Origin of the sequence: Desulforegula conservatrix Mb1Pa, from assembly GCF_000426225.1 — a bacterium.
Lineage (GTDB): Bacteria > Desulfobacterota > Desulfobacteria > Desulfobacterales > Desulforegulaceae > Desulforegula > Desulforegula conservatrix.
This window is the reverse complement of sequence record NZ_AUEY01000182.1, coordinates 1-1,189: the sequence shown is the minus strand read 5'-3', so window position 1 is coordinate 1,189 and position 1,189 is coordinate 1. Positions and strand designations below refer to the sequence as shown.

2 protein-coding genes are annotated in these 1,189 nt (G+C 39.6%); one reads left to right on the top strand and one right to left on the bottom strand.

Going from position 1 to position 1,189, the window contains the following annotated elements; genetic code table 11:
• Positions 1-40: 40 nt before the first annotated feature.
• Positions 41-679, bottom strand: coding sequence for a hypothetical protein (locus K245_RS0121730; RefSeq protein ID WP_027360830.1), 639 nt, complete (start codon positions 677-679; stop codon positions 41-43).
• A 23-nt stretch (positions 680-702) separates the two neighbouring features.
• On the opposite strand from K245_RS0121730, the gene K245_RS27950 reads away from it, so the two are divergent.
• Positions 703-858 carry a hypothetical protein gene (locus K245_RS27950; RefSeq protein WP_156906885.1) on the top strand — a complete coding sequence of 52 codons (156 nt, stop codon included), beginning with the start codon at positions 703-705 and terminating at the stop codon, positions 856-858.
• Positions 859-1,189 lie beyond the last annotated feature (331 nt).

Below are 1,189 nucleotides of genomic sequence, written 5' to 3'. Positions count from 1 at the left end.
ATTCCTTTTGCCATTCTTCTGCTCCTTTTTTTTTGATGTTCTAATAAAGCAGATTTTCACTTAAATGGCTGTCCAATTTTTCCAGACCAGCTCTGGAATCATCTTCAAGAGGTTCAGCAATAGAGCTCTCATATATGTCTTTTTTATAAAAAACGCACTCACTGTCATATTCTATTTCACCAAATCCGAGAGAATTAACATGCACTAAAGAAAACAAATATAGTCTCAAGAAGTAAGTACTCAAATGGCATTCTTGGAAATGTGCTCTCTTAACAATACCATTTTCAAGTAATATTCGATTCTCCTCATTTCCAATGGGCAACATTAAAGGGATTGGAACAATCAGTGCTATAATGAGAGATCCTCGCCATGTACTTATTTCCGCTGGATTAAATCTGTTTGGACTATAAATCCACTCAACTTTATCTTTACCTAAAACATTTATCTTATATGGAGGCCCCCATAAAAGCTTCAGTGTGTATGCATTAAGTTTTGGTTGCGTCCGTCTCCATTGATCTGAAACTATACCATAATCAGTTGAAATTATTGGTTTAGATATCACTTTTTCACACGTTGTCTGTGTACGTGTGCCAACCCACGCGCAGCCATTTAGCATACAGCAGAACATTATCACAACAGCATATGCCGAAAATTTAATGTATAAATGCTGATTCGACATAGATTTCCTTTATTGGAAAAAATATGGCTAACGGTGAGCTAAGCTGCGCCGCCGCTGCTTTGCTGGTGAAATCGGTGCGTGTCGGCGTCAGCTTGGGCGACTTGTTGGAAATTAGGCGCTTACAAGGTAACAGCACCGGCATTAACAAAAAGCTGATGAAGCAATCCCGAAAAGCTTAACCCCGCAACAGCTATAAAACAGACACAGCAATAAAAGCAAAAACTAATGAACCAAGACTGCTTTACCGCAAAACCAGAAACTCCACGCAAAAAAAGGCAAAATCAATAAAGCTGAAACAACTGCAAGTTGAGAAAATGCCAGAAAACTTAAGCCAATATCTGGAAATACAGAGCTAAAAAAGCCAAGTAATTTACCCGAGCGACAAAGCAGAAAAGTCAAAAGCTTTAACCACTTTTATTTGCCAACTGAGCCAGAGCGCGAAAGCTTAAAAAACCTGGCAATACCCCGGAAACAGATTTCCAACGGTGAGCTAAGCCGCGCCGCCGCTGC